Source organism: Marivita sp. GX14005, from assembly GCF_023370775.1.
GTDB lineage: Bacteria > Pseudomonadota > Alphaproteobacteria > Rhodobacterales > Rhodobacteraceae > Marivita.
The window spans coordinates 536443-557153 of record NZ_JAMCCQ010000002.1; the positions used below are offsets into that span (position 1 = coordinate 536443).

16 protein-coding genes are annotated in these 20711 nt (G+C 65.1%); 3 read left to right on the top strand and 13 right to left on the bottom strand.

Going from position 1 to position 20711, the window contains the following annotated elements; all coding sequences use genetic code 11:
- The 4 genes from M3465_RS08890 to M3465_RS08905 form a co-directional block, all read right to left on the bottom strand.
- A complete protein-coding gene (locus tag M3465_RS08890) occupies positions 1-837 on the bottom strand; it encodes a LysR family transcriptional regulator (RefSeq protein WP_249501374.1) in 837 nt (278 codons plus the stop codon).
- A 303-nt stretch (positions 838-1140) separates the two neighbouring features.
- Positions 1141-3318 carry an RNA degradosome polyphosphate kinase gene (locus tag M3465_RS08895; protein ID WP_249501375.1) on the bottom strand — a complete coding sequence of 726 codons (2178 nt, stop codon included), beginning with the start codon at positions 3316-3318 and terminating at the stop codon, positions 1141-1143.
- A 49-nt stretch (positions 3319-3367) separates the two neighbouring features.
- The gene (locus tag M3465_RS08900; RefSeq protein WP_249501376.1) at positions 3368-4063 is read right to left on the bottom strand and encodes a P-loop NTPase family protein; all 696 of its coding nucleotides are present in this window, start codon (positions 4061-4063) and stop codon (positions 3368-3370) included.
- Positions 4064-5131, bottom strand: a complete 1068-nt coding sequence (locus M3465_RS08905; protein WP_249501377.1) for an AI-2E family transporter — start codon at positions 5129-5131, stop codon at positions 4064-4066.
- Between the two features lie 191 nt (positions 5132-5322).
- Here M3465_RS08905 and proS point away from each other — a divergent pair, with 191 nt between their 5' ends.
- Positions 5323-6666, top strand: a complete 1344-nt coding sequence (gene proS, locus M3465_RS08910) for a proline--tRNA ligase (protein WP_249501378.1) — start codon at positions 5323-5325, stop codon at positions 6664-6666.
- Positions 6667-6726: 60 nt separating this feature from the next.
- Here proS and glmM read toward each other — a convergent pair whose 3' ends face one another.
- From glmM to M3465_RS08945, 7 genes are all read right to left on the bottom strand, one after another.
- The gene (gene glmM, locus M3465_RS08915; RefSeq protein ID WP_249501379.1) at positions 6727-8070 is read right to left on the bottom strand and encodes a phosphoglucosamine mutase; all 1344 of its coding nucleotides are present in this window, start codon (positions 8068-8070) and stop codon (positions 6727-6729) included.
- A complete protein-coding gene (gene folP, locus M3465_RS08920; protein ID WP_249501380.1) occupies positions 8070-9080 on the bottom strand; it encodes a dihydropteroate synthase in 1011 nt (336 codons plus the stop codon). Before folP ends, glmM begins: the two co-directional genes overlap by 1 nt.
- A gap of 39 nt (positions 9081-9119) precedes the next feature.
- Positions 9120-10043 (bottom strand): dihydroneopterin aldolase, encoded by a 924-nt coding sequence (locus M3465_RS08925; RefSeq protein ID WP_249501381.1) that lies wholly within the window; start codon positions 10041-10043, stop codon positions 9120-9122.
- Positions 10044-10157: 114 nt separating this feature from the next.
- On the bottom strand, positions 10158-10790 hold the full coding sequence (locus M3465_RS08930) for a cell wall hydrolase (protein WP_249501382.1): 633 nt from the start codon (positions 10788-10790) through the stop codon (positions 10158-10160).
- Positions 10791-10977: 187 nt separating this feature from the next.
- Complete coding sequence (locus tag M3465_RS08935) at positions 10978-13527, bottom strand: putative PEP-binding protein (RefSeq protein ID WP_249501383.1); 2550 nt, start codon at positions 13525-13527, stop codon at positions 10978-10980.
- 72 nt (positions 13528-13599) lie between these two features.
- Positions 13600-15678, bottom strand: coding sequence for a glycine--tRNA ligase subunit beta (gene glyS / locus M3465_RS08940; RefSeq protein WP_249501384.1), 2079 nt, complete (start codon positions 15676-15678; stop codon positions 13600-13602).
- The gene (locus M3465_RS08945) at positions 15678-16205 is read right to left on the bottom strand and encodes a DUF6446 family protein (protein WP_249501385.1); all 528 of its coding nucleotides are present in this window, start codon (positions 16203-16205) and stop codon (positions 15678-15680) included. Before M3465_RS08945 ends, glyS begins: the two co-directional genes overlap by 1 nt.
- 129 nt (positions 16206-16334) lie before the next feature.
- On the opposite strand from M3465_RS08945, the gene M3465_RS08950 reads away from it, so the two are divergent.
- Entirely contained in the window at positions 16335-16985 is a 651-nt protein-coding gene (locus tag M3465_RS08950; protein ID WP_249501386.1) for a sulfotransferase family 2 domain-containing protein, read from the top strand.
- On the opposite strand, the gene M3465_RS08955 is transcribed toward M3465_RS08950, so the two are convergent.
- Positions 16982-17911 carry a glycine--tRNA ligase subunit alpha gene (locus tag M3465_RS08955; protein WP_249501387.1) on the bottom strand — a complete coding sequence of 310 codons (930 nt, stop codon included), beginning with the start codon at positions 17909-17911 and terminating at the stop codon, positions 16982-16984. The two genes, M3465_RS08950 and M3465_RS08955, sit on opposite strands and share 4 nt — an antisense overlap.
- A 148-nt stretch (positions 17912-18059) precedes the next feature.
- Here M3465_RS08955 and M3465_RS08960 point away from each other — a divergent pair, with 148 nt between their 5' ends.
- Positions 18060-19778 (top strand): serine protease, encoded by a 1719-nt coding sequence (locus M3465_RS08960; RefSeq protein WP_249501388.1) that lies wholly within the window; start codon positions 18060-18062, stop codon positions 19776-19778.
- Here M3465_RS08960 and M3465_RS08965 read toward each other — a convergent pair.
- Entirely contained in the window at positions 19762-20688 is a 927-nt protein-coding gene (locus tag M3465_RS08965) for a DMT family transporter (RefSeq protein WP_249501389.1), read from the bottom strand. The two genes, M3465_RS08960 and M3465_RS08965, sit on opposite strands and share 17 nt — an antisense overlap.
- Positions 20689-20711: the final 23 nt, after the last annotated feature.

The following is a 20711-nucleotide window of genomic DNA, read 5'->3' on the forward strand; positions in this document are numbered from 1 at the left end:
TTACCCTGCATCCCGGCGGGCGAGATATCCGGCGATCGCATCGAGCGCCGCGCGCACGGGCTCTTCCCGCCGCGTATCGTGGTGCGAAACGAGCCATTGTTCACTGCGTAGCGCAGCGATCGGATCGGACAGGCGGACCAGACCGTCCATCCGGCTCCCGATGAACATCGGAAGCACGACACGTCCGACCCCGGCCCGCGCAAGCGTGCAAGCCAGATGCGGGCTGTTGGCCTTTGTGACGATGCCGCTGCCGTGGTTTTCCGTGATCCAGCGGCTAGACGGCGTTGCGGGAGCGCCCCATGATGGACCGATCCACCCCGTGACAGTGGAGTTCGCGCCATAGACGGCGTAGTCGACCCAGCCGATCTGCTGGCGTGCCACCCAAGGCTGTTCCGGGCGCCGATTACGCACCCCGATATCGATCTCGCGACGGGCGATATCGAGGTCGAGATCGCAATAGACAAACTCGGGAACCCATGGCGCGCTTTCGCGCCAATACTCCGGCAACCGCTCGGCCAGATCGAGCGCTGTCCAGGTGCCTGCGGAAATGCGAACACAGACCGGCCCATCGGCTGCGTCGCGCCACTGGGTAATCTGACGCGCCGCTGCTTCCATGCCTCGTGTCTTCTGGACGAGCGCCTCTCCGTCGCGGGTCAACGCGTATCCTTCGGCGCCGTGGCGGAACAGGCGCCGTCCGAGATCGGCTTCGAACGCCTTCATCCGGCGGCTCAGCGTGGCAGCGCTGATGCCGAGCTCAGCTGACGCCCGCGCAAGGCCGCCATGTTGCGCGATCGCCGAGAAATACGCCAGATCGTTCCAGTCGGGGCCGGCTTTCATTTTCAAAACTCCACATCCGGTTTTCCGGTCTGATCGAGGCTGACGCGTATGGCTAGCTTGCAACGGGCAACCGGACACCGGAGACACCCAATGATGCCCGTCATTCGACCCATTGATATACCGCGCCAGCCGCTTACAGAATATCGAAAGGAACAGGCGGCCTTTGCGAAAATGAAACTCGACTTGCAAAATGGCCCGCCGCCCGATCCACGACCGGCGCGCCTGTGGCACTGGCTTTTTCGGCGGCAGCCGGGGTCGGGCGCGCGTGGATCGACGGGCGCCTGACATACGGGCCTGAACGCATCAATCGTCCGACGTATGCGTCAGCTTGGGCACATCGGATGCGCCCGCCGAACCGCGCCCCGAAAGCGACGGGTTCTCCATGAAGAAACGGTGGCAGTTGAAGGCGAAGCTGCCTTCGTCCCATTGGGCGCGGCGGAAATGGCCGTCCGGCTGCATGACCCAGCTTTGCGCGACATCGGCGAGGTTCGCCGCCATGATCTGGCTGACGATCTGCGCCTTGACGGTCGCGTTCTCGATCTCGACCAGCGTTTCGATCCGGCGGTTGAGATTGCGGCCCATCCAGTCGGCCGATGACATGAACACCCGCGCCTTCTTGTGCGGCAGCCCGTGGCCGTTGCCGAAACAGACGATGCGCGAATGTTCGAGAAACCGTCCGACGATGGATTTGACGCGGATATTCTCGCTCAGCCCCTTCACGCCGGGGCGCAGACCGCAGATGCCGCGAATCACGCAGTCGATCTGCACGCCGTCCTGACTGGCTGCATAAAGCGCGTCGATCATGTCCGGCTCGATCAGCGAGTTCATCTTCAGCCAGATCCGCGCCGGTTTGCCCGAACGGGCGTGTTCGGCTTCCGCCGCGATCATCTCCAGCATTTTCGGCTTGAGCGAATGGGGCGAGATGGCGAGGTTTTCCAGCCCTTCGGGCTGGGCATAGCCGGACAGGTAATTGAACACCTTGGTGGCATCGCGCCCCAGCTTGGCGTCGCAGGTGAAAAGGCTCAGATCGGTGTAGATGGTTGCGGTGATCGGGTGGTAATTGCCGGTGCCGTAATGGGTGTATGTGACCAGCCTGTCGCCTTCGCGGCGCACGACGATGGAGATCTTGGCATGGGTCTTCCATTCGAGAAAGCCGTAAACCACATGCGCGCCAGACCGCTCCAGCCGCCGCGATTGCCGGATATTCGCAGCCTCGTCGAACCGGGCCTTGAGCTCGACCAGCGCGGTGACGGATTTGCCATCCTCCGCCGCTTCGCAAAGCGCCGCGACGATGGGCGACTGGCGCGAGGTGCGATAAAGCGTCTGCTTGATCGCCACCACGTCGGGATCGCGCGCGGCCTGTGCGAGGAACCGCACCACCATGTCGAAGGTCTCGTAGGGGTGGTGCAGCAGCATGTCCTTTTGCCGGATCGCGGCGAACATGTCGCCGTCATGATCCTGCACCCGTTCGGGCACGCGCGGGCTGAAGCTGGGCCAGAGCAGATCGGGCCGCGCATCGAGCACAAGCTCGCGCAGGTCGGCGACGCCGATCATTCCGGTGAGTTCGATGACGTCATCCTCGCGCACCCGCAATTCCTGCATCACGGTGGCGCGAAGCCCTTTTGGCGCACCGGCCGATACGGTCAGCCGCACGACCTCCCCGCGCCGCCGCCGCTTGAGCGCGACCTCGAACTCGCGCACCAGATCCTCGGCCTCTTCCTCGACCTCGATATCGCTGTCGCGCAGGACGCGGAATCCGAAATGATCGCGCAGCTTGTAGCCGGGGAACAGCCGGTCGAAATGCAGCAGCAGCACATCTTCGAGAAACACGAAGCGATGCTCGCCCTCCGGCGCGGGCAAGGCCACGAACCGCGCCACTTGCGCCGGGATAGGAAGAAGCGCTTGCAGACCCGTCTTGTCGCCGCGCCGCTCAAGCTGCAACGCGAGGCAGTAGCCGTTATTTGCAATGAACGGAAAAGGATGCGCCGGATCGACCGCAAGGGGCGAGAGCACCGGAAAGACCTGGTTGAGAAACACGTCCTCGAGATGCGCGAGGTCGGCCTCGTCCAAATCGTCCCGGTTCACAATGGCGATACGTTCCGCCTCCATCTGCGCACGCAGATCGCCGAGGATGCGCTGTTGAGAGGCCATCAGCTTGCGCGCATCCTCGTTGATCAGAACGAGCTGTTCCGCCGGGGTCAGCCCGTCCGCCGCCGGTGTGGTGTTCCCGGCCTGCGCCAGTTCGCGAAGCCCCGCGACCCGAACGGTGTAGAACTCATCGAGATTGGTGGCCGAGATCGACAGGAAACGCAGCCGTTCGAGCAAGGGCACGCGCGGGTTCTCGGCCTCTTCGAGCACGCGCCAATTGAACCCCAGCCAAGACAATTCGCGGTTCACGAAACGTCCCGGCCCGGCGAGATCGCTATCGGCAAGCTTCACCGGGGCAGGGCGTTCGGCGTTCAGAAAATCCGCACTGGTCATGCTATCCCCCGCTATTGGCGTCATGAACGGCACCGCTGCGGGGCCGCCCCTAGTCTGGCGCGCTTTGCTCGGGGAATTCAAGCGCATCCATCGCCTTGCGCGCGAGGGCGCGTGTCACACCCTTCGGCGTGCCAAGCGCCTCGCGGTCCAGATGCTCCACGATCCGCCCTGCCGCATCGAAGGAGCGCGGCATCCTGCGGACCAGATAGGGGATGACATCGGCCATCGGCACGATCTGGCGGTCCGCGAACAGCTTCGCCAGAACGGCCGAAAGCAGCAGATCGTCCGGCGGTGCCATGCGGGCGACGGTGCTGCCGGCCATGCGGCTTGCCAGATCGGGCAGCGCCAGCCCCCAGCGCGATGGCGGCGCGCTCGCTGTCAGAAGAAGCGTGCGGCCATTCGCCAGCACAAGATTGTGCAGATGAAAGAGCGCCGCCTCACCTTCTGCGTTCCCCGCGATGCGCTCCACATCCTCGACGCAGATGTCGCTTGCGGCAAGATCCGGGATTCCGGCCTCCTCCAGATCGGTTGCGGCAATCTTGCGCCCGCCGCTCTCCGCGCTCCAGACATGGACGAGATGGGTCTTGCCGGATCGGGGCGGCCCGGTCAGCACCAGCTTGCCGCCCGGCCAATTCGGCCAGGTATCGATCAGCGCGAGCGCGACCGCGTTGCTTTGAGTGACGTAGAAATCCCCACGCCCCAGAGCCGGCCGGGAGGGGATTTCGAATTTCATCTGCTCGGGCATCTAACCGTTATCCTGCCCGCTCTCGCCGCGATAAAGCTGGCTTTGCTTGTAGCGCTCGGCGGCAAAGCGGGCGATCACGCCGATCGCGGCAGCCACCGGCACCGCGACAAGCATGCCGACGAAGCCGAAGAGCGTGCCGAAGATCGAAAGCGCGAGGATCAGCCAGACAGGGTGCAGACCCACCGAAGATCCGACCAGCTTGGGCGTCAGGATATTGCCCTCGACCACTTGGCCGAGCACGAAAATGCCCGCGACGAGCCCGATGGGCACCCAATCGCCCCAGAACTGGAAGAGCGCCAGTCCGATGGCCAGCGCCCCGCCGATGAAAGCGCCGAGATAGGGGATGAAGGTGAGCAAACCGGCAAGAAAGCCGACCACCAGCCCGAATTGCAGCCCAACCGCCATGAGCGCCAGCGCGTAATAGGTGCCCAGGATGATGCAGACCGTGCCCATTCCGCGAATGAAACCGGCCAAGGTGCGATCGATATCGCGGGCGAGCCGGCGGATGGTGGGCGCATGATCGCGCGGCAGCAGGCTGTCGATACGGGCGACCATGTTGTCCCAATCGAGCAGCAGATAGACCGCCACGACCGGCACGACGACAAAAAGCAGGATGACGTTGATGATCCCGGCAGCAGAACTCAGGACGGTATTCAGAAGCTCTCCGCCGCGCGCCTGTATCGTCTCGCCCAGCGACACGAGCGATCGGCGCAGGGCGCTCTCTGAATTCATGACGTCGGGAAACCGCTCGGACAGGAAATCGCGCAGGCGGTTGAACACGCTCGGCGCAACTTCGATAAGCTCGTTGGCCTGGCGGATCAGCGTCGGGATGAGATAGAGCAGCATGATGGTGAAGGCGACGATGCCGATCACCGTGATCAGCGCGGTAGCAGCGACGCGCGATAGCCCCAGCTTTTGGAGCTTGTCCGCCGCCGGATCGAGGAAATAGGCGATCGCGCCGCCCAGCACGAAGGGCAGCAGCACATCGCCCAGAAGCCAGAGGATCGCCACGAAGACGAGCGCGGCGATGCCCCAGTATTTCAACTGTTCCCGCGCCGAAAGCGCCATGATGCGACTGCCTTTTCCTGGGGTCCGGCCTGCTCTTGCACGCGGCCGGACGGATGCGATGCGTAGGTTCCCCGATGCGTTAACGCATCGGGCGTTTTGCGTCGACGCAAAAACGCCCCGCCCGCAATCTCTTGCCCGCCCCCGGCCAACCGGATAGGACGGCGCAAACCACCCCCGAGAGGCCTTTGAAGATGCGTTTGTCCCGTTATTTCCTGCCCGTGCTCAAGGAAACGCCCGCCGAGGCGCAGATCGTCAGCCACCGCCTCATGCTGCGCGCCGGCATGATCAAACAGGCGAGCGCCGGCATCTATTCCTGGCTGCCGCTCGGTTTCAAGGTGCTGCGCAAGATCGAGGATATCGTCCATGAGGAGCAGGCGCGGGCCGGGCATCTGGCGATGCTCATGCCGACGATCCAGTCGGCCGATCTGTGGCGCGAAAGCGGGCGCTATGACGCTTACGGCGACGAGATGCTGCGTATCACCGATCGCGGCGGGCGCGACATGCTCTTCACGCCGACCGCCGAGGAGTTGATCACCGATATCTTCCGCGCCCATGTCGGCAGCTACAAGGATCTGCCGCTGACGCTCTACCAGATCCAGTGGAAGTTCCGCGACGAGATCCGCCCCCGTTTCGGCGTCATGCGCGGCCGCGAATTCCTGATGAAGGACGGCTACAATTTCGACCTGACGAAAGAGGACGCTCTGCACGCCTATAACCGCCACCTTGTCAGCTACCTGCGCACATATGAACGCATGGGGCTTCAGGCGATCCCGATGCGCGCCGATAGCGGCCCCATCGGCGGCGACAACACGCATGAATTCCTCGTGCTGGCCGAAACAGGCGAGTCCGAAGTGTTCTACGACAGCGAGATCACCGATCTGACCTTTGGCGACCGGGAAATCGACTACAGCGACAAGGCCCAATGCCAGGCCGTTCTCGAAGAGTTCACCTCGCGCTATGCCCGCACCGATGAGACGCATGACGAGGCCGAATTCGCCAAGGTGCCCGAAGCGCGCCGCCGCACGGCGCGCGGGATCGAGGTGGGACAGATCTTCTATTTCGGCACCAAGTATTCCGACGCGCTGGGCGCCACCGTCACCGACCGGGAGGGCAACAGGCTGCCCGTCCACATGGGCAGCCACGGCATCGGTGTTTCCCGCCTTCTCGGCGCGATCATCGAGGCGAGCCATGACGACAAGGGCATCATCTGGCCCGAGGGCGTCACGCCCTTCCATGCCGGCATCGTCAATCTGAAACAGGGCGATTCCGAGGCCGATGCAGCTTGCGAGGTGCTTTACGACAGCCTGAAGGCGCTCGGTCTCGATCCGCTCTACGACGATCGCAACGAACGCGCGGGCGGCAAATTCGCCACGATGGACCTGATCGGCCTGCCATGGCGCATCACCGTCGGGCCGCGCGGGCTCAAGAACGGTGTCGTGGAACTCACCTCGCGCCGCACGGGCGAGAGCGAGGAGATGGCCCCCGAACAGGCCATACAGCGCATCGCGAAGATCTACGGCACATCGCAGGCCTGACTTTCTTCTTGCCTGAAATATCCCGGGGGTTTGGGGGCTGGCCCCCAATCCTCCTCACGTTCACGCCGTCGCGCCGACCTCGGCCACGATCCCGTCGACCAGCTCCGCAAGCAGCGCCTCGTCCTCGCATTCCGCCATCACCCGGATCAGCGGTTCGGTCCCCGATTTGCGGATCAAGAGCCGCCCCGTTCCATTCAAACGCGCCTCGGCCTCCGCAATCGCCGATTTGACTGACGCGCGTTCGAGCGGTGCATCGCCCTCGGAATAGCGCACGTTCTTCAGAAGCTGCGGCACCGGCTCGAAATTGCGGGCGAGCGCACTGGCCGGTTGGCCGGAGCGGCACATCTCGGCCAAAAATTGCAGCCCCGCCATGAGCCCATCGCCGGTGGTCGCGTAATCGGTCATCACGATATGACCCGATTGCTCACCCCCGAGGTTCCAGCCACCGCGCCGCATCGCCTCCACGACATAGCGGTCGCCGACGCCGGTGCGCTCCAGCCGCAGCCCGCGCGCATCGAGGAACCGCTCCAGGCCAAGGTTCGACATGACCGTCGCCACCAGCACGCCGCCCCGGAGGCGGTCTTCCTCGGCCCAGCGTGCTGCCATCAATGCCATGATCTGGTCGCCATCGGCCACCTGCCCGGTCTCATCGATCAGGATCACCCTATCGGCATCGCCATCGAGGCAAATGCCCACGTCCGCGCCATGCGCCACCACCGCCTCGGCGGCAAGCCGCGGCTCGGTCGAGCCGCAGCCGCGGTTGATGTTGAGCCCGTCAGGCGCAACGCCGAGCGGCACGACATCCGCGCCGAGTTCCCAAAGCACCTCGGGCGCGGCCTTATAGGCGGCGCCATTGGCGCAATCCACCACGACCTTGAGCCCGTCGAGCCGTTTGCCGGATGGAAAGGTCGATTTGACCCGCTCCTGATACCGGAACCGGCCATCGTCGATCCGTTTGGCGCGGCCGATATTGCCGGCTTCTGCCAACTCGACCCCGGAATGGATCAGCGCTTCGATCTCGGCCTCATCGGCATCCGACAGCTTGAACCCGTCCGGGCCGAAGAACTTGATCCCGTTATCGGCAGCCGGGTTGTGACTGGCCGAGATCATGATCCCCAGATCGGCCCGCATCGAGGGTGTCAGCAGCCCGACCGCCGGCGTCGGCACCGGGCCGAGCAGCAGCACGTTCATGCCGGTCGAGGTCAGCCCGGCGGTCAGCGCGTTTTCGAACATATAGCCCGAAAGCCGCGTATCCTTTCCGATGACCACGCGGTGCACGCCCTGGGAATCACGGCGGAAATGCCGGCCCACGGCAGCGCCGATCCGAAGCGCCATCTCGGCCGTCATCGGAGGCGTGTTCGCGGTGCCGCGCACCCCGTCGGTTCCGAACAGTTTGCGCGCCATCATCCCTCTCCCGTATTCACCGCGCGCCAGGACGCGAGCGCCTGGCGGGTTTCCAAAACATCATGCACCCGCACGATCTGCACGCCCTGCGTGGCCGCGTGCAAGGCGATTGCGACCGAGCCGGGCATCCGCGCATCCGCCGCCTCCGCGCCGGAAATCGTGCCGATGAACTTCTTGCGCGAGGCACCCAGCAGGATCGGGCAGCCCAGCGCATGAAACAGCGCGATATCGCGCAGCAACGCGAGGTTGTGCTCCAGCGTCTTGCCGAAACCGATACCGGGATCGACGATAATCCGCTCGCGTGCGATGCCCTGCGCAACGAGTGCATCGACCCGTTCGCTGAGGAAATCGTAGACATCGAGACGCACATCGTCATAGCGCGGGGCGTCCTGCATGGTTTCCGGATCACCCTGGGCATGCATGACGCAGACAGGCACGCCGCGTTCGGCGCATAGCGGGGCAAGCGCGGGATCGAAGGTGAAGCCCGACACATCGTTGACGATCGCAGCGCCGGCGTGTAGCGCGGCGCGCGCCACCTCGGCCTTGCGGGTGTCGATTGAGATCGGCACATCGAGCTGCGCCGCGACGTCCCGGATCGGCGCGGCGACCCGGTCGATCTCGTCCGAAACGCTCACCGTTCGCGCGCCGGGCCGCGTGCTTTCGCCGCCCACATCGATGATATCGGCGCCATCCGAGTGCATCCGGCGTGCCTGGACCAGAGCGGCATCGCGGTCCTGATATCGTCCACCATCGGAAAAACTGTCGGGCGTGACGTTGAGGATCCCCATGATGCGCGTTCGGCGCATATCGCATCCCGCGATGGGCGCGCGCGCCGCAGTCAGTCGCTCCAGCACAGCGTGCGGCGCCTCTCGTGCCGGGACGATTTCGGGCGCGCGGCCACGCTGCTCAAGCGCAATGTCGGCGAACCAGAACGACCCGCCAGCCAGCGGAAGCGCCCCGCCGGGCCGCAGCGGGCCGGAGCGGGGGAGGGGGCGATAATAGGCGCTCATGCCGGTTCAATGAAACGCCGGGGGCGATTTGGCAAGGTCTCAGAGCACGGTTTCGCCAATGGGGCGGTTGTGAACCGGCACGCTGCCGCCCGGCGACGCCGTCTCACCAATGCTCAGAATCTCGCGGGCTTCGATCAATGCGGCAAACCAGAGTGTCAGATCCACCGGGCCGGTTGCGTCCAGCGCAGGCCGCTCGACAGCGTCGAGGACGATTTTCGACGGCGCCCAGACGCAGACCTGTCCGTTCTTCATCGCCCAGTCGAGTTCGGTTCGGGTCGCCACCACCTTGCAGCGGGCATCGCGGGCCGCCAGACACCAGGCATTCTGTTCGATGGAGAGAAGATCGATCCGCCGCTGCGCCATCCTGTGCGGCACTTGCGGCGGTGCCACGTCCGGCCGTCCGATGCAAAAGATCACCGGTGCGTCCCGCGCGCTCAAGGCATCGATCCAACCGCCGAGATGCGGTGAGGCGATGGCCTCATTGGACAGGTGAACAACGCGCGGATGTGGCCGTTCCTGCGCCGTGCCGATCGCGCGGCCCAGATCGTCGCGCGAGCGCACGATCTCCACCCCAAGCGCGCCGGGGCCGCGATCCAGTTTTTCGATCCGCACGAAGGTGCGCCGCGCCTGCGGCTCTTGCAATATCCGCTCCGCAATCCGCGCTGCGAGCGTTTCGAGAAGGTTCACCCGCTCGGCCGCAAGCTCCGCGGCGATGGCTTCGGTCACGCGGTCATAGGACAGGATGCGATCCACATCGTCGTCGATCTGCTGCGTTTGCGGCTCGACCTCGACCACGATGTTGAAGCAAACGCGCTGCGTCGTGCCGCGCTCGGCCTGGAAGGCGCCAATTTCGACCTGCACGATATGATCGCGCAGCGAAATGCGGTCCACGGGGCCGTCCTTGGCCGTGGCGATGGCCCGCTCGGTCGGATGTGCGAAGGCTTCGCGGATTTCGCTGCTCATGGCCGCCCCGGATCAGATGCTGTCACTCCGACCTAGCAGAGCCGGCGTGCGACCGGAACGCCGCGAACGGGCGTTTTTCGCCCCGATCACGACATTCGGCGCAATGGCAGCCGGTCAGCTGTTCGCGCTGACCCGCCAAGTGTGGCGATAGAACAGATGCACACCGATGGAGGCGGTTTTCGTATAGGTCCGCGACCAGCGCGGGCTCACGGCCTTGGTGTGGTAATGCGTGGCCCCATCGGTCAGGTTGAGCGGGGCGACGCCATCGAGGATGGCCCGCGCGATCTTGCCGACCTGTTTCCAGGCTCGCGGTTCGCGGATGCGTTCGGGGATGCCGTCGCAGGTGTAGGTGAACTGGCACTGGTATTTGCGGCCCGTGCCCTGGTTGACCACACCGCAGACCGTATCGGGGAACCGGCCGCTCTTGACGCGGTTCATTATCACTTCGGCAACGGCGAACTGGCCTTTGATCGTTTCGCCGCGCGCTTCGAAATAGAGCGCTTCGGCCAGGCACTCCCATTGCGCGCCGCCACCGGCGGTTTTCTGGCTGTTGACCCAAGCGGCGGAATAGACGGCGGATTTCCGCGACACGGGGGTCACGAGTGCGTTCAAATGGGACTTGCCGGCAGCGTTCAGTCCATTTTGTTCTTCGACCAGCAGCGATGCGACGTCATCATCCGCGCGATCGGCCAGGGTAGGCGTGGCCAGCATGGCCGCCGCCAGGAGCAGAGCAAGAAATCTTGTCATGACGAGTGTTCATCTCGCGATGTTGTTGGTGGCGGCAGAACACACTTGACAATGGCAGCGCCGCGCAGACGAGCGGGCTGTTAGCGAAGATCCGCCCAGATCACAAGGCAAGGGGGCGCACGGCCAAGCGCAAACCTGCCGCCGTATTGAACGGCATGGAAGATATCGCGGGCCAGCGAGGGACTCGCTACTTCATCTTGTCGGAGAGCGCCAGTTGTGCCGCCGCAAGCCGCGCCACCGGAACGCGAAACGGCGAGCAGCTGACATAGTCGAATCCGGCGGCGCGGCAGAAGGCTATCGAATCGGCATGCGCCGCATGTTCGCCGCAGATCGACAGGATCACATCCGGCCGGGCGGCCCGCCCGCGCGTGGCACCCAGCGACAGCAATTCGCCGACGCCTTCGCTGTCGAGCCGGTGGAAAGGATCCTCGTCAAAGACGCTCTGGCGCACATATTCCGACATGAACCGCCCGGCATCATCGCGCGACAGACCATAGGTCATCTGAGTCAGGTCATTGGTGCCGAAACTCAGGAATTGCGTATGCTCGGCGATATCCCCGGCGCGCAGGCAGGCGCGGGGCGTTTCGACCATAACGCCGAGGCGGAAGGTGAAATCGGCACCGCGTTCGGCGCGCACGGAAGCGGCGACCGCTTCGATCCGCGCGCGGACAAGCTCCACTTCGCGCTTGGCCGACACGAGCGGCAGCATGATTTCCGGCACGATCTGCACGCCCTCGCGCCCCGCCTCGACCGTAGCCTCGAAAATGGCGCGGGCCTGCATGTCGTAGATCTCGGGCACGGTGATGCCCAGCCGCACGCCGCGCATGCCCAGCATCGGGTTGTATTCGGTGAGGCCATCGATCCGGCGGGTGACATCGCTAACGGGGATATCCAGCGCCTCGGCAAGTTCGCGTTGCCCGGAGCGCGAGGTGGGAAGGAATTCGTGCAGCGGCGGGTCGAAAAGCCTGATGCAGACAGGATGGCCCTGCATGATGCGAAAAAGTTCGAGGAAATCCGCGCGCTGCATCGGCAGCACGATTTCGAGCGCGGCTTCCCGGTCCTTTGCATCCTGCGCGAAGATCATCTCGCGCATGGGGGTCAGCCGTTCGGTCTCGAAAAACATATGTTCGGTGCGGCACAGCCCGATACCCTGCGCGCGGAAATGCACGGCCGCGCGCGCATCGGCCGGCGTGTCGGCATTGGCGCGCACGCCGATATCGCGCTCGGCATCGGCCCAGCTCATGAAGCGGCGAAAGGTCTCGTCGAGATTGGCCTCGATCGTCTCTACCGCACCCACAAGCACCTGCCCGCTGGTGCCGTCGATGGTGATTTCGTCGCCCTCGTTCAGCACGCGCCCGTCCTGTGCCAGAAGCGTCTTTTGGTCGGGGCTGTAGCGCAGGTTGGCGGCGCCGACGATGCAGGGCAGACCCAGACCGCGCCCGATCACCGCTGCGTGGCTGGTCATGCCGCCGCGTTCGGTCAGGACGGCGGAGGCCGCATGCATTCCGCGAATGTCCTCCGGGCTGGTCTCCCGGCGCACCAGAACGCAGGGCTCGCCGCGCGCGGCGCTGGCCTGCGCGGCTTCGGACGTAAAAACGATCCGCCCGGTCGCGGCGCCCGGACTGGCTGCGATGCCGGAGCCGACGATATCGCGCTTTGCCGACGCCGCCACTTGCCGGTGCAACAGCTCGGGCAGGGCGCGGGGCTCTATCCGCATCAGCGCCTCCTGCCGGGTGATGATCCCGTCATCCGCGAGACTCACCGCGATCCTGAGCGCGGCGCGGGCGCTGCGCTCGACCCGAACGCCGTCGAGGATATGCAGATCGCCATCGGCGATGGTGAACTCGATCTGCATTTCCTCGCGCAGCCGCTCGCGCATCCGCGCCGCGTGATCCTTGAGCGCCGCGAAGGCGTCCGGGGCCAGCTCTTCCAGCGACGCGCCGCGCGGATCCTTTTCGAGATAGATGGACCGCGCATCCTCCTCGACAGCCTCCCGGCCTTGGCTTCGGCTGAGATAGCGTCCCGTGACCTGCGGTTTGCCGGTTGTGGAGTCGACCAGTTGCAGCACGCCTGCGCCGCTTTCGCCGGTCCCGCCCCCGAGGGTCATTTCCTGCACGACAAGCCCGAGCCCGGCATCCACCGGCGCGCCCTTGGCCTGCCGCAACAGCCGCGCCGTGGTGCCCTCCCAGGCCCGCGCCATCGAGCGCAGGATCTCGGCAAGCTGCACACCGCGATCCTGTGGAAACGGCTCCTCGGCCTCGTCCTCGAACCGGCGCAGCGCCCGTTTCAGCGCCTCCGGCCCCGTGCCGCCAAGATCGTCGAACATCTCCGCATCGAGCCGCGCGACATCGACGGCATAGGTCTGGATGAAGCGCAGGTAGATCTCCGTTGCCCCGCGCGCGCCGATGCGCTTGCACAGTTCGGAATGGCGCGCATCGTTCATCCCGATATTGAGCACCGCGCGCGGCCCGCCCCAATCGGGATCCTGCGACGACGGGCGCACGCAGAGCAGCGCGCTCGGTGCGAACTCGGCCAATATGCCCGACACGTCGGGGCGGTAACCGCTGGTGAACCTGTGAACCGTATCGAAGGACAGCGCCACGGTGCGCGGCACCGGCAGGTCGAGCCGTATCAGACGTTGCAGGCATTTGGCCCGCCCGCCATGCGTCGGCTCCGACACGGGGGAGGTCGGCGTGATGACGGTCACGTCCGGGTTGTCGAAAGCCGGTTTCTGCACTGCGGCACCCTCTGGTTCGCGCGCAGCATAAAGCCGCTGCGCGCTCTGGCAAGGGGTTTGCCGCGCTACCTGTCAGCCTTCGATGCGCGTCAGGTCGGCCACTTGCAGGCAGGTCTGCCTGATGGTGCTGAGCAGGTTGAGCCGGTTGCGCCGCAGCACGTCGCTGTCGGCATTGACCTGCACGGCCTCGAAGAACGCATCGACCGGCGCGCGAAGGTCGGCCATCGCGCCCATCGCGGCACCGAAATCCTGCGCCTCCATCGCCGGCTTGATCTTTGCTTCGGCCTTTTCCAGCGCGTCGAACAGCGCGGTTTCAGTGGGATCTTCGGCGAATTTCGGATCGGCCCCGAAACTGTATTCGACGCCATCCTTCTCCTCGGCCTGCGCCAGAATGTTATTGGCGCGCTTGAACCCTTGCACGAGGTTTTCGCCATCGTCGGTCTCAAGAAACGCCTGCAACGCCTTGGCTCGCTTGACCAGAAGCGCCAGATCGTCGTTCTCCGGCATCGCGATGCAGGCGTCGATCACGTCATGCCGGATGCCCTGATCGCGCAGGTAGACCTTCAGGCGGTCGTGGAAGAAGGAGAGGAGGTCACGCGCAATGCCGGTATCCTCGATATCCTTGCGCGCAAGACCCGACACAAAGAGCGGCTCAAGCGCGAGCGTCAACCCATTCTCCAGCACCAGCCGGATCACCCCCAAAGCCGCCCGGCGGAGCGCGAAGGGATCCTTGGACCCGGTCGGCTTCTCGTCGATTGCCCAGAACCCCGTCAGCGTGTCGATCTTGTCGGCCAGTGCCACGGCCACCGATACCGGCGCGGTGGGCACGTCGTCCGAGGGGCCGAGCGGCGAGTAATGTTCTTCACAGGCCGCAGCCACTTGGGGTGCGAACCCTGCGGCATCGCTGTAATAGCGGCCCATAAGCCCCTGAAGTTCCGGAAATTCATAGACCATCTCCGACGCCAGATCGGCCTTCGCCACCCGTGCCGCGCGCTCTGCCAGATCCGGTTCCGCGCTGACCGCGGGCGCCAGTTCACGCGCCAAAGCAGCGACGCGGTCCACCTTGTCCTTCACGCTGCCCAGCTTGTTGTGAAAGGTCACGCTCTCCAGCGCATCGAGCCAGGGCTGCATCTTCTCGCCCTTGGCAATGCGCAGATCGTTCTCCCAAAAGAACTTGGCATCAGCGAGTCGCGCGGACAGCACCTTCTGGTTGCCGGCGAGGATCGTCGCGCCATGATCGGGCGTTGCGATATTCGTCACGGTGACGAAGCGTTCGATCCGGGCCGTCTTGGGATTGCGGACCGAAAAGAACTTCTGATGCTCCTTCATCGAGGTTTGCAGCACCTCCGGGGGCAGGTCCAGAAACTCCGCGTCGATCTCGCCCATCAGCACCACGGGCCATTCGACCAGCCCGGCGACCTCGGACAGCAAACCCTTGTCCTCCACGATCTCCAGCCCGCTGGCGAAAGCCTGATTGGTCGCCTCCTGCCAGATCGCGTCCGCGCGTTCGGCACCGTCCAGCACGACATGCGCGCGTTTCAGCTTGGCGTCGTAATCGTCGAAGCCGCGCACGTCGAACGCATCCGGCGCCATGAAGCGATGGCCGCGCGTCTGCCGTCCGGATGCGATCCCGTCCACCTCCAGCGGCACGACCTCGGAGCCTTCCTCGGTCGTCAGGATGCAGAGGATCGCGTGCAGCGGGCGCACCCAGCGCAGGCTGCCCGCGCCCCAGCGCATGGATTTGGGCCAAGGGAAGTTGCGGATCGTCCGTTCCAGCACTTCGGCCACGATCTCGGCGGCGGGACGGCCGGGTTTCTCGATCACGGCATAGAACACGCGGCCTTTCTTCTCGTTCCGCTCGATCAATGCCTCGCGCGCCACGCCCGCGCCGCGCAGGAATCCTTCGATCGCCTTCTCGGGCGCATCGACGCGCGGCCCCTTGCGCTCCTCGGTCACGTCGGGCGAACGGGCCGTCAGGTCATCGACCCGCAGCGCCAGCCGGCGCGGGGTGGCGAAGGCGGCGGCGCCGGCATAGGTCAGCCCGGCCTCGACAAGCCCATCGGTGATGCGCGCCTTGAGATCGGCGGCGGCCTTGGCCTGCATCCGCGCGGGGATTTCCTCGGAAAATAGCTCGATCAGAAGGTCTGGCATCAGTTGCCTCCGGTATTGGGTTGCGGGCAATCCTCGCCCAGCGGCGTGCCGTCATAGGCCTTGTCGCCGCAATCGTTGACTTCGTGCCAGACATAGCCGCGCCCCGCCTCGGTGATCGCAACCACGCGGTCGATCCCGAATTCGCGGTTGCGCTCGCTGACGAACACATGCGCGGTTCCGTTCTGGATCGCAGCGCCGATGGCCTCGGCGTCGAAGCAATCGAACCAGCCCGGCGCATTGCGCGGCGCCGCGCCTTCATAGGGTTCATAGGTCGCCAGAAGCGTCGAAAGCGGCGTGCGCGTGGTGAAACAGGCGCGGTAGCGAATGGGCGAGCTTTCCGCATCGATCGCCTTGAAATCCTCGTAAAGGATCGTCTCGCGCCGCCCGTCCAGCGTTGTCAGTTGTACATCGTCGGTGCCGGTCGGCTGAACCTCCTCGTAGAAGGCATAGACCTGCAGATAATACATCGCCGCGCCCGCGATAACGGCCGCAAGAAGGATTGCACCTGCGAGGATTTTGCCTGTCATGGGTTGCCCGTCCTGAACTCGCCCGTCCTATAAGCAAGGCGCCCGGCGGTGTAAACGGGCGTGCGAGGCTGGAAGAGCGGAGGTGGGGCTGCTATCCCGCCTTATCCCATTCGCCCCTCAAGAGGTACCGTGCCGCTTTACCGTATCCATGATCGAAACGTGCTTTTCTTGCATGTTCCCAAAACCGGGGGCAGCTCTGTCGAGCGCTGGCTGGCCAACCATGCCCGGCCGTCGATGATGCGCGCCCACAGGGACGGTCTGCTCCCGGCGCCGGCGCAGCATCTTCATGCTGCGGCGTTGGCGCAATTGTTCGATCCGTCCTTCATCGACTACGCCTTCTGTATCATCCGCCATCCCGTTCACCGCCTGCAGAGCGAGTTCGTCTGGCGCATGACGGGCAAGAAGATCCGGCGCTTCATGGGGCTGCACCGAACGCCCTTCGCCGATGCAACGCCCGAACAGCGCGCTCAGGCGTTCAGCCCCTGGTTCGACAAGGCGCTGACCCGGCGCGCGCGAGATCCCTGGTATCTGAGCAATCATCTCCGCCCGCAGGTGGAGTTCACGGAATGGCCGGGCATCGAGGTTTTTCGTTTCGAAAATGGCATAGACGGCATTCTGAGGCGTATTGCGGACCGGGTCGGATTGCCTGCGCCGGCGGTGGCGCCGCATGAAAAATCCAGCAGAAGCCAAACGCTGGAGATCGGCGCGTCCGACCGCGCGCGCATCGCGCGTGTCTACGCGCGCGATTTCGAAGAGTTCGGCTACGACCCGGAGGATTAAGCAGCGAACCCGCCGGCATCCGTCTGAACGAAGGCATCGGCACACATCTTGGCAAGCGCGCGCACGCGGCCGATATAGCTTTGCCGTTCCGTCACCGAGATCACGCCGCGCGCGTCGAGCAGGTTGAAGATGTGGCTGGCCTTGATGCACTGGTCATAGGCCGGATGGGCCATGACGATGCGGCGGCCCGTCTTGGGGTCTTCGTCCGGCTGCGCGAGGATGCGCGCGCATTCGGCCTCTGCCTCCTCGAAATGACGCAGCAGCACGTCGGTATCGGCCACGTCGAAATTCCAGCGGCTGTATTCCTGCTCCGTCTGGCGGAACACATCGCCATAGCTGAGCGGGATCGGCGCGCCTGGATCGTTGTAAGGCATGTCCATGACGTGATCGACGCCCAGCACATACATCGCCAGCCGCTCCAGACCATAGGTCAGCTCGCCCGAAACAGGCGCGCAATCATGCCCGCCGACCTGCTGGAAATAGGTGAACTGCGACACTTCCATGCCGTCGCACCAGACTTCCCAGCCCAGCCCCCACGCGCCGAGCGTCGGGCTTTCCCAATCGTCCTCGACGAAGCGGATATCGTGCAGGCCCATATCGATGCCGATGGCCCTCAGCGAGCCGAGATAGAGTTCCTGCAGATCGGGCGGCGAGGGTTTGATGAGCACCTGATACTGGTAATAATGCTGCAGCCGGTTGGGGTTCTCGCCATAGCGCCCGTCAGTGGGACGGCGCGAGGGCTGGACATAGGCCGCCGCCCAAGGCTTGCTGCCGAGCGAGCGCAAGGTCGTTGCCGGATGGAAAGTGCCTGCGCCGACCTCCATGTCGTAAGGTTGCAACATCGCGCAGCCCTGGCCGGCCCAGTAGGTTTGCAGCCGCAGGATGATTTCCTGGAAACTGCGCGGCTTTTGAACGGTCTGGTCCATGATGTCGGCGCCCCTGCTTGCGTTGGCGTCTGATTAGGCGGATGGCGGGCAAGGGTCAATCACGCGGACAGGCCAATTTTCACGTTCCGGTCGTTCGGTAATCTTGCTAATGCAGGATGTCGAAGCGGTTTTATGCAGGTGCCCCCGGATGATGCGCAGTCTTGTCTTTTCCATGCTGGTCGGTCTGGCGCTCTGGGCCGCGCCCGCTGCGGCGCAGGATCGCGCCTATATCCAGATCGAGGCCCGGCCCAGCCTGTCGGCGGCGCAATCGCGGCTGCGCGACTATTCCGCCGAGCTTGCCGATGTCAACGGGTTCGACCTCGGGCGCGGCTGGTACGGGATCGCGCTCGGCCCCTATTCGCGCGAAGAGGCGGCGTCGCTTCTGCGGAGCCTTCGCGCCCGTGGGCTGATCCCGAGCGACAGCTACGTCGAGGAGCCGGGCCGCTATGGCCAGCGCATCTGGCCGATCGGGGCCGGCCCCGCCGGCGCTGCGCCAACCGCAAGCCCACCGGACCGTCTCGACACGCCCGCCGTGCAAAGCACCGACGAGACCCCGCGCGAGGCACGCGCGGCCGAGGCGCGGCTCAACCGCGTGGCGCGGCAGGATGTGCAGATCGCGCTGAAATGGGCCGGGTTCTATGACGCCGCCATCGATGGCGCCTTCGGCAGCGGCACCCGCGCGGCGATGCGCCAGTGGCAGCGCGCGAACGGTTATCCCGATACCGGCATCCTGACCACCGCGCAGCGCGACGCGCTTTTCGAGCAGTATAATTCGGTGCTCGACGGTATGGATATGCAAACCGTCCGCGACACGCGCGCCGGCATCCGCATAGACCTGCCGCTCGGGGCCGTCGCGCTTGACCGTTATGAAAGCCCCTTCGCTATTTTCGCCCCGACCGGAACGGTCGAGCAGGCGCAGGTGCTGCTCATCAGCCAGCCCGGAGATCGCGAACGGCTCGGCGGGCTTTACGAGATCATGCAGACCTTGCAGATCGTCCCCCGCGAGGGCGAAAGGGAGCTTGGCCGGAATGGCTTTACCCTGACCGGGCGCAATGACCGCATAGTCTCGCATAGCGAGGCGCGGCTTTCGGATGGCGCGATCAAGGGGTTCACCCTGGTCTGGCCCGCCGGAGACGAGGAGCGCCGCACGCGTATCCTCGCCGCGCTGCGCAGCAGTTTCGAGCCGATCGACGGCGTGCTGGATCCTGCAGCCGTGACGGAGGACGCGCAAAGCGTCGATCTGGTGGCCGGGCTCAAGATCCGTCAACCGAAACTCACCGCATCGGGAATTTTCGTGGATCGGCAAGGCCACGTTGCCACCACCAGCGCGGCGGTCGCCTCATGCGGGCGCATCACGCTCAACGGCGAATACGAGGCGCGTGTGCTGGCATCCGATTCCGGTGCCGGAGTGGCGGTGCTGGCCCCTGCGGCGCCGCTCGCCCCCGGCGAGGTCGCGCGGTTCCGTGATGGCACGCCGCGCATCGCATCCGAAATCGCCGTTTCCGGCTATTCATTCGGCGGCGTGCTATCCACGGCGACGTTGACTTTCGGCCGCCTCGCCGACCTGCACGGGCTGGACGGGGAGGAGGGCATCAACCGTCTGGCAATCGACACGATGGAGGGCGATGCGGGCGGCCCGGTTCTCGACGATGGCGGCGCGGTCGTCGGGATGTTGATCCCTCGCGACGCGGGCGGTCGCCGTTTGCCCGACGACGTCGGTTTCGCCGTCAAGGCGGACCGCCTGCGCTCGGTGCTGGAACAGGCCGGGATCGTGGTTCAAACGGCCGAGGGATTCGATCGGCTCGACCCGGTGGACCTTACGGAGCGGGGCGTCGCGATGACTGCGCTTGTCAGCTGCTGGGAGTGACGCGCCTTGCGAACAGGCGCTTCAGCGCGCCCCATTGGCTGATGAAGAGCCCGCTCAGGATCAGCCCCATCGCCAAGAGCAGGATCGGCTTGAAGGGCTCGCCCAGGATGAGGATGCCAAGCAGGACCGACCACATCGGCACCTGGTAGTTGACCAGCGACAGGAAAACCGGCCCCGCGCTGCGGATCACGAAGACCCTGAGCAGGTTGGCCCCCGCTGTCGGGATCAGCCCCAGTATCGCGATGATGACAAGAATATCGGTCGCGGGCAGGGGCGGCGGCCCTTCGACCACCATGGCCGCGGGAATGACCACGAGCGAGCCGAAAATCAGCGTCGAGGCGGCCAGCCCGAAGGAATCGACCGGCGGCAGCTTGCGCACGAGGATGGAACTCGCGGCGTAGCACGCGGCGGCACCGAGACAGGCAAGGCGGCCGAAAGGCTCCATCGGATCGCCAGTGGAGGCGAAGACCTGTCCGCCTAAAAGCACCGTCACTCCGGCGAAGCCGACCGCGAAGCCCAGAACACGGCGCAGCGTCATCCGCTCGCCGGGAACGAAGACATGCGCCAGCGGCAACACCATCAGCGCGACCGCAGCCATCGACACGCCCGCAAAGCCCGACGTGACCGTCTGCTGGCCCCAGCTGAGCAGCATGAACGGCACGGCGGAATTGAGAATCCCCGAGACAATCAGCGCGCCCCAGGCGGTCTCGTCCGTCAGGAAGATGCGCCCGCCGCGCAAAAGCCACACCGCGACCGTCAAAAGACAGGCGAACCCGATCCGCCCGGCGGCGAGCCAGAACGGCGTGATGCCGGTCAGCGCGATTTCGATAAATAGAAAGGTCGCCCCCCAGACCAGCCCGAGCGCGGCGACCATCACCCAGTTTGTCGCGGTGATTTCAGGGGCTTGCATGACGCGCGACATCCTTTGAAACC

Coding starts and splice junctions, on each gene's coding strand:
- glmM (WP_249501379.1), bottom strand. CDS start 8,070: ATGGCGCGCAAACTGTTCGGAACCGACGGGGTGCGCGGCACCGCGAAC.
- proS (WP_249501378.1), top strand. CDS start 5,323: ATGCGTTTGTCCCGTTATTTCCTGCCCGTGCTCAAGGAAACGCCCGCC.
- M3465_RS08965 (WP_249501389.1), bottom strand. CDS start 20,688: ATGCAAGCCCCTGAAATCACCGCGACAAACTGGGTGATGGTCGCCGCG.
- M3465_RS08905 (WP_249501377.1), bottom strand. CDS start 5,131: ATGGCGCTTTCGGCGCGGGAACAGTTGAAATACTGGGGCATCGCCGCG.
- M3465_RS08930 (WP_249501382.1), bottom strand. CDS start 10,790: ATGACAAGATTTCTTGCTCTGCTCCTGGCGGCGGCCATGCTGGCCACG.
- M3465_RS08890 (WP_249501374.1), bottom strand. CDS start 837: ATGAAAGCCGGCCCCGACTGGAACGATCTGGCGTATTTCTCGGCGATC.
- M3465_RS08955 (WP_249501387.1), bottom strand. CDS start 17,911: ATGGACCAGACCGTTCAAAAGCCGCGCAGTTTCCAGGAAATCATCCTG.
- M3465_RS08945 (WP_249501385.1), bottom strand. CDS start 16,205: ATGACAGGCAAAATCCTCGCAGGTGCAATCCTTCTTGCGGCCGTTATC.
- folP (WP_249501380.1), bottom strand. CDS start 9,080: ATGAGCGCCTATTATCGCCCCCTCCCCCGCTCCGGCCCGCTGCGGCCC.
- M3465_RS08960 (WP_249501388.1), top strand. CDS start 18,060: ATGATGCGCAGTCTTGTCTTTTCCATGCTGGTCGGTCTGGCGCTCTGG.
- M3465_RS08925 (WP_249501381.1), bottom strand. CDS start 10,043: ATGAGCAGCGAAATCCGCGAAGCCTTCGCACATCCGACCGAGCGGGCC.
- M3465_RS08895 (WP_249501375.1), bottom strand. CDS start 3,318: ATGACCAGTGCGGATTTTCTGAACGCCGAACGCCCTGCCCCGGTGAAG.
- glyS (WP_249501384.1), bottom strand. CDS start 15,678: ATGCCAGACCTTCTGATCGAGCTATTTTCCGAGGAAATCCCCGCGCGG.
- M3465_RS08900 (WP_249501376.1), bottom strand. CDS start 4,063: ATGCCCGAGCAGATGAAATTCGAAATCCCCTCCCGGCCGGCTCTGGGG.